General features: G+C 70.1%; 6 protein-coding genes and 1 pseudogene. 6 read left to right on the top strand and 1 reads right to left on the bottom strand.

What is annotated here, in order from left to right; translation table 11 throughout:
• The 6 genes and pseudogenes from glmU to ACRDSQ_RS23690 all read left to right on the top strand — a co-directional run.
• Positions 1 to 955: pseudogene (gene glmU / locus ACRDSQ_RS23715) on the top strand (bifunctional UDP-N-acetylglucosamine diphosphorylase/glucosamine-1-phosphate N-acetyltransferase GlmU); the annotation flags it as partial.
• On the top strand, positions 952 to 1,932 hold the full coding sequence (locus tag ACRDSQ_RS23710) for a ribose-phosphate diphosphokinase (RefSeq protein ID WP_431424125.1): 981 nt from the start codon (positions 952 to 954) through the stop codon (positions 1,930 to 1,932). The pseudogene glmU and the gene ACRDSQ_RS23710, both read left to right, overlap by 4 nt.
• Before the next feature lie 72 nt (positions 1,933 to 2,004).
• Complete coding sequence (locus ACRDSQ_RS23705) at positions 2,005 to 3,117, top strand: VanZ family protein (RefSeq protein ID WP_431424124.1); 1,113 nt, start codon at positions 2,005 to 2,007, stop codon at positions 3,115 to 3,117.
• A gap of 208 nt (positions 3,118 to 3,325) precedes the next feature.
• A complete protein-coding gene (locus ACRDSQ_RS23700; protein ID WP_431424123.1) occupies positions 3,326 to 3,943 on the top strand; it encodes a 50S ribosomal protein L25/general stress protein Ctc in 618 nt (205 codons plus the stop codon).
• A gap of 75 nt (positions 3,944 to 4,018) precedes the next feature.
• The gene (pth, locus tag ACRDSQ_RS23695; RefSeq protein WP_091378780.1) at positions 4,019 to 4,594 is read left to right on the top strand and encodes an aminoacyl-tRNA hydrolase; all 576 of its coding nucleotides are present in this window, start codon (positions 4,019 to 4,021) and stop codon (positions 4,592 to 4,594) included.
• Positions 4,595 to 4,606: 12 nt separating this feature from the next.
• Positions 4,607 to 5,344: a DivIVA domain-containing protein gene (locus tag ACRDSQ_RS23690; protein WP_431424122.1), complete on the top strand. Its 738-nt coding sequence runs from the start codon at positions 4,607 to 4,609 to the stop codon at positions 5,342 to 5,344.
• Positions 5,345 to 5,354: 10 nt separating this feature from the next.
• Here the strand turns inward: ACRDSQ_RS23690 and ACRDSQ_RS23685 are convergent, their stop codons facing one another.
• Positions 5,355 to 7,010: a fatty acyl-AMP ligase gene (locus tag ACRDSQ_RS23685; protein ID WP_431424120.1), complete on the bottom strand. Its 1,656-nt coding sequence runs from the start codon at positions 7,008 to 7,010 to the stop codon at positions 5,355 to 5,357.
• Positions 7,011 to 7,020 lie beyond the last annotated feature (10 nt).

Here is a 7,020-nt window from a genome sequence, read left to right as displayed (position 1 = left end):
GCTCAAGATCACCGAGGTGAACTCCGGCGTCTACGCGTTCGACGCGGAGGTCCTGGTCGACAGCCTGTCCCGGCTCTCGACCGACGACGCCCAAGGCGAGCTCTACCTGACCGACGTGCTGGGCATCGCCCGCGGCGACGGCCGCCGGGTCGGCGCGCTGGTCTGCGACGACCCCTGGCTGGTCGAGGGCGTCAACGACCGGGTTCAGCTCGCCCGCCTCGGCGCCGAGTTGAACCGCCGCGTCGTCGAGGGCTGGATGCGCGCGGGCGTGACGGTCACCGACCCGGCCACCACCTGGATCGAGGCGGGCGTCGAACTGGCCGGCGACGTCCTGATCGAGCCGAACACCCAGCTCAAGGGCCACACCACGGTCGGCGAGGGCGCCACCGTCGGGCCGGACACCACGCTCACCGACGTCGCCGTCGGCGCGGGCGCGACCGTCGTGCGGACGCACGGCAGCAGCTCCGAGATCGGCGACGGCGCGAGCGTCGGACCGTTCGCCTACCTGCGTCCCGGCGTCAAGCTCGGCGCCAAGGGCAAGATCGGCACCTTCGTCGAGGTCAAGAACTCCGAGATCGGCGAGGGGTCCAAGGTCCCGCATCTGTCCTATGTGGGCGATGCCACGATCGGCGAGCACAGCAACATCGGCGCCGCCAGCGTGTTCGTCAACTACGACGGCGTGGCCAAGCACCGCACCGTCGTCGGGTCCCACGTGCGCACTGGGTCGGACAACATGTTCGTCGCCCCCGTGACCGTGGGCGACGGCGCGTACAGCGGCGCGGGGACCGTGATCCGGCGCAACGTGCCGCCGGGTGCGCTGGCCGTCTCCGGCGGCCTGCAGCGCAACATCGACGACTGGGTGGTCAATCGCCGCCCGGGCACCGCGGCGGCTGAGGCCGCGGAACGGGCCAAGGCCCGCATGCAAGACGAGCAGAACAGCGAGGGTCGTTCATGAGCACGAAGTCCGGGGTCCCGAAGAAGAACCTCATGCTGTTCTCCGGCCGAGCTCACCCAGAGCTCGCCGAGGAAGTGGCCAAGCACCTCAACGTGGCCATCACCCCGCAGTCGGCCTACGACTTCGCCAACGGTGAGATCTTCGTCCGGTTCGAGGAGTCGGTCCGCGGCTGCGACGCCTTCGTGATGCAGAGCGCCTGCGCGCCGATCAACCAGTGGATCATGGAACAGCTGATCATGGTCGACGCCCTCAAGCGGGCGAGCGCGAAGCGCATCACCGTGATCATGCCGTTCTACCCGTACGCCCGGCAGGACAAGAAGCACAAGGGCCGCGAGCCGATCTCCGCGCGCCTGATCGCCGACCTGTTCAAGACCGCGGGCGCCGACCGGATCATGACGGTCGACCTGCACACCGCCCAGATCCAGGGCTTCTTCGACGGGCCGGTCGACCACCTCTTCGGGCAGACGCTCCTTTCGCGCTACATCAAGGAGAACTACCCGGCGTCCAACATCACCGTCGTGTCCCCCGACGCCGGCCGCACCAAGCTGGCCGAGAAGTGGGCCGACGACCTGGGCGGAACGCCGATCGCGTTCATCCACAAGACCCGTGACCCGCTGCGGCCCAACGAGGTCGTGGCGAACCGCGTGGTCGGTGAGGTCGAGGGCAGGCTGTGCGTGGTGATCGACGACATGGTCGACACCGGTGGCACGATCGCCAAGGCGGTCAGCCAGCTCCTCGACGAGGGCGCGGCCGACGTCGTCATCGCCGCCACCCACGGCGTGCTGTCGGGCCCGGCCCGCGAGCGGCTGTCGGAGTGCGGGGCGAAGGAGATCATCTTCACCAACACGCTGCCGATCCCGGACGAGAAGCGCTACCCCCGGATGACGGTGCTGTCCATCGCGCCGCTGCTCGCGCGGGCCATCCAGCAGGTCTTCGAGGACGGCTCGGTCACGTCCCTGTTCGACGGCGACGCCTGATCCACGTGCGGGCGGGCTCCGGCCCGCCCGCACGACAGGCGGTCCCGACACTCGGCGATTAGGTTACGCGGGGTGACCGATCCTCAGCTCTCCGCGATTCTCGCCTTTCTCGGCGGGACGGTCTTGGCGTTGCTGCTGGTGCTGCCTTACGTGGGGTGGAGCTACCGGCGGCGAGGCGAGTTCGGCCTCGGACACGCGATCCTCGCCTTCGGCCTGCTGGTCTACGCGCTCGCCCTGTGGACCTACACGCTGCTGCCCGTCCCGGACACGACGCCCGCCTGGTGCGCCGAGAACGCTGTGCGCCACCCGCAGCTGCGACCGCTGCAGTTCCTCCGCGACATCCGCACCGACCAGGTCGGCAGCGGTGTCGGGGCGACCCTGCACAACCCGGCCGTGCAGCAGTTCGTGTTCAACGTCGGCCTGTTCGTCCCACTGGGGATGTTCGGCAGGCTGCTGTTCCGGCGCGGCTCGGCGACCGTGGTCGGCGTCGCGGCCGCCGTGTCGCTCTTCATCGAGTTCACCCAGCTGACCGCCGTCTGGGGCCTGTTCGAGTGCCCGTACCGGCTCTTCGATGTCGACGATCTGCTCGCGAACACCGCGGGCGGCGCGGTGGGCTTCCTGCTCGCCCCCGTGCTGGGGGTCTTGCCCGGCAAGCGGGTCCGGCAGGCGCCCGAGGTGCCGCGCCCGGTCACCACGCGCCGCAGGCTCTTCGGGATGCTGCTCGACCTGGTGGCCGTCGTCATCCTGGGCGGGCTCCTGCAGGTCGCCACCGTGGTCACGCTGGACCTGCCGGCCCGCCCGAACCCGCCCACCTGGGTCCTGGGCACCGCGGTCCCGGTCGCCATCGTCCTGCTGCTCGCGCCGCTGCTCGGCGACGGCGCCACGCTCGGACAGCGGGCGGTGCTGCTGCGACCGCTCGGACCGGACGGCGCGAAGCCCTCCGTGGGTCGGATTCTGGTGCGCTTCCTGGTCGGCTCGGGCGGGTATTTCATCCTCACCGCGACGGGCTGGGGCGGCCTGGGCCTGCTCCTGCTGGTCGTCAGCGGGATCATGGCGTGGCGGCCGCGGGACCACCGCGGGCTCTCCGGGGTGATCGCCGGCCTACGGGTCGCCGACACCCGCGCCGGAGTCGAAACCGGCCCTGAAGTGGACCATCGGGACGCCGCCGTGGAGAGCGGCCGATAGGCGGTTGTGGCCCCCGGTTCGCCGGGTGTCCACGTCGTGCGTAAACTATCCGGGTTGCCTCGGCGAGGCGGGCTTTCGCGCCTGGCGTGATCGACGTGGCGGTTTCCAACCGTACGTGTATTCACGCTCTCCGCACCCGCTGCCGCAGGCTGCCGCCCCGACTGAGAAGTCGCGCCCCCGCCGCATGATCAGCAAGGAGAGCACCACCGTGTCCGAGGTACGTCTGGCTGCCGAGCAGCGCACGGAATTCGGCAAAGGCGCAGCGCGCCGCACCCGCCGCGCCGGCAAGATCCCCGCCGTGCTCTACGGACACGGTTCCGACCCCAAGCACCTGGCGCTGCCCGCGCTGGAGTTCGCCCGCGTCGTGCGTGAGCACGGCAGCAACGCGGTGCTGACCCTCAACATCGGCAACGGCATCGAGCTGGCGCTGACCAAGACGGTCACCACGCACCCGCTCAAGAACTACATCGAGCACGTCGACCTGCTGCTGGTCAAGAGCGGCGAGAAGGTCACCGTCGACGTCCCGCTGACGCTGACCGGCGACGCCGAGATCGGCTCGCTGCTGACCCACGACCTGTCGACCCTGCAGATCGAGGTCGAGGCGCTGCACATCCCCGATGGCATCGAGTTCTCGATCGCGGGCGTGAAGATCGGCACCCAGATCCTGGCCGGTCAGATCCCGCTGCCCGCGGGCGCGAACCTGGTCACCGACCCGGAGGCGCTCGTCGTCGCGGTGAACGCCGCCCCGACCGCCGAGCAGATGGACTCCGAGGGTGGCGAGGCCACGGCCGAGTCCGCCGAGGGCGAGAACGGCTCGGAGGGCTGAGTCCCTGCATCATCTTCCGATGCCCCGGCCCAGTCGTTCGCTGGTCCGGGGCATCGGTGATTTACAGGAGCTGAGATGACCGACGCACCGATGATCGTCGTGGGGCTGGGCAACCCCGGGCCGCAGTACGCGGGCAACCGGCACAACATCGGATTTCTCGTCGCCGACGAACTGGCGGCGCGGGTGGGCGGCAAGTTCAAGGCACACAAGTCCGGCGCCGACGTGCTGGAGGGGCGGCTCGCGGGCACCCGGGTGGTGCTCGCCAAGCCACGCTCGTACATGAACCTCTCCGGTGGCGCGGTCGTCGGCACGGCGAAGTTCTACAAAGCTCCACAGGAGAACCTGATCGTCATCCACGACGAGCTCGACCTGCCCTTCGGCACGGTCCGACTCAAGCTCGGTGGCGGCGAGAACGGCCACAACGGACTCAGGTCGATCACCAAGTCGTTGGGCAGCAAGGAATACCACCGGGTGCGGTTCGGCATCGGCAGGCCACCCGGTCGGATGGATCCCGCGGACTACGTCCTGCGCGACTTCGCCGCGGCGGAACGCAAAGAGCTGGCGTTCGAGATCGACCGCTGCGCCGACGCGGTGGAGGCCCTGGTCGCCCAGGGTCTCGAAGCCGCGCAGAACGCATTTCACGCATCCTGACTGGAGCTGAAGATGTCGCTGACCCCTGAGGCCGTGCGGGCCGTCACCTTCGACAAGGCCCCCTTCGGCAAGCGCGGCTACCACGAAGACCAGGTCGACGACTTCCTTGACCTCGTCGAAGCCGCCCTGGCGGGCAAGGGAACGCTGAGCTCGGCCGAAGTCCGCCGGGTCGTGTTCGACGCCGCTCCGCTGGTCAAGCGCGGGTACAACGAAGACCAGGTCGACGCGTTCCTGGACATGGTTGCCAACGAGATGGACGAGCGCGAAGACCCGGAGCCGCACAACACGGAGGAAATCCTCCCGGTCGCCTCCCGGCCCGCCCAGGCCACTCCGGCCGTCCGCCCGGTGGCGCCTGGCCAGAGTTCGGCGCCCATGCCGCCCATGCCCGCCGTACGGCACGCGCCGGGTCAGACGTCGGCGCCCGGCCGCCCGCAGGTCCCCGCTCGTCCCGCCGCTCAACCGCCCGCACCGCACGACGCGGTGGACGAGCGTGTGACCGATGGGCAGACCATCTTCCTGCCGTTGCCGCCCGCGCCGCCCGGTATCCGCGGCTACCGGCCCGGAGAGGTCGAGCGGCTCGCCCGAGCCCTCGGCCACGCGGCCACGAAATACGACGGCAGGCCCACGTCGGCGGAGATCGCGAACACCCGGCTGAACCTGACGTTCTTCGCCGGCCACGGCTACGACCCGGCCGCCGTCGACGCGCTCATCGCCGCCTGGACCAAGGAACTCCGCCACCGCGAGTCCTGACCCCCGCGAGTCAGGGGTGGAGGGTGGCGGCCAGTTGTTCGCCGGCGGCGGCGCGGCGGAGCTTGCCTGACGGGGTCTTGGGCAGGGTGCCGGGCGGGAGGACGGCGACGGCCGCCGGGCGGGCGTTGATCGATTCGAAGACCCGTGCCCCGACTTCCTTGCGCAGCCGCTTCTCCTGCTCCGCGTCGCCCGCGTGCTTGGACTCCACCACGACCGCGAACCGTTCGCGCCTGCTGCCCGCGTCGATGCGGACCGCCACCGCGTTGCCCGCGCGGACGCCCTCGACCGTGGCCGCGGCGCGTTCGATGTCGGTCGGGTAGATGTTGCGGCCCGCCAGGATGATGACGTCCTTGCGCCTGCCGCAGATCACGATCTGACCGTCCACCAGGTACCCGAGGTCGCCGGTGTCGAGCCAGCCGTCGGCGTCCTGGGTCGCGAGTGGACCGTTGACCGTGAGGTATCCGGGAGTGACGGCCTCGCCGCGCAGGCGGATCTCGCCGACCTCGCGTTCGCCGAGGACGTTGCCCTCGTCGTCGACGATCGTGGCTTCGATGCCGCGCAGGGGCTTGCCGAGGATGGCGAACGAGCGGGCGTCTGGGCCGGGTTCGACTGGTACCGCACGGTTTTCGGCTTCCAACTGCTCCGCGTCGATGTAGTCCAGGGTCAGTCCGCTGAGCAGCGGCGCGAAGGACACCGCGAGGGTCGCCTCGGCCATGCCGTACGCCGGGAACACGCACTCGGGACGCAGTCCGAAGCGGGCGCCCGCGTCGGTGAACGCGAGCACCGCCTTCTCGTCGATCGGCTCCGCTCCGTTGAGCGCCAGTCGAAGCGACGACAGGTCGTACTCGCCCTCTTCGTCCACACCGGACAGTCGGCGGCCGAGCAGGGCGTAGGCGAAGTTGGGCGCGGCGGTGATCGTGCCGCGGTAGCGCGAGATCAGGTCGGCCCACAGCAGCGGGCCGGTGAGGAAGTCGACCGGGGTGACCTTCACCAGTTCCAGACCCACGGTCATCGGCACGGTCAGGAAGCCGACCATGCCCATGTCGTGGAACAGCGGCAGCCACGACACCATGATGTCGTTGTCGATGTCGAGTTCCGACGCCTCGGCCATCGACGTTAGGTTCGCGAACAGGTTGCCGTGGGTGATGCGCACGGCCTTCGGGTCGGCGGTCGAGCCGCTGGTGAGCTGCAGCAGCGCCGGGGCGTCCTCATCGACCTCGACGACGTCGGACAGCGGTTCGCCGTCGAGTTCCTCCAGCCGCAGGTATCCGATGCCGTGCTGGTCGAGCACCGGCGCGACCGCGTCGAACGGCGAGCCCAGCAGGACCAGCTTGGAGCCGATCATCGCCAGCACCCGCACGGTGTCCTCGGCCCACTCGGCGAGGTCGGTTCGCGGGGTCGGCTGGTGCAGCATGGTCACGCTGCCGCCCGCCAGCCACACGGCCTGCACGGCTGGTGCGATGGTCACGGGCTCGGCGGCGAGGACAGCGACCGCGCCGTGCTTGGCCAGACCGGCCGCGACGAGCCCGCCCGCCATCCGCGTGGCGCGCTCGTGCACCTCGCCCCACGTGTGCCGAACGGGTGCCTTCGGCTCACCTGTGGTGATCCCGCGGCGGTCGCCGAGGGTCGTCGCGGTGGTCACGAGCATGTCAACGAACCGACTCATGCCGTGAACA

The organism is Actinokineospora sp. (genome assembly GCF_050699995.1).
Lineage (GTDB): Bacteria > Actinomycetota > Actinomycetes > Mycobacteriales > Pseudonocardiaceae > Actinokineospora.
The sequence above is the reverse complement of the archived record's forward strand: the minus strand, read 5'-3'. Positions and strand labels throughout refer to the sequence as shown.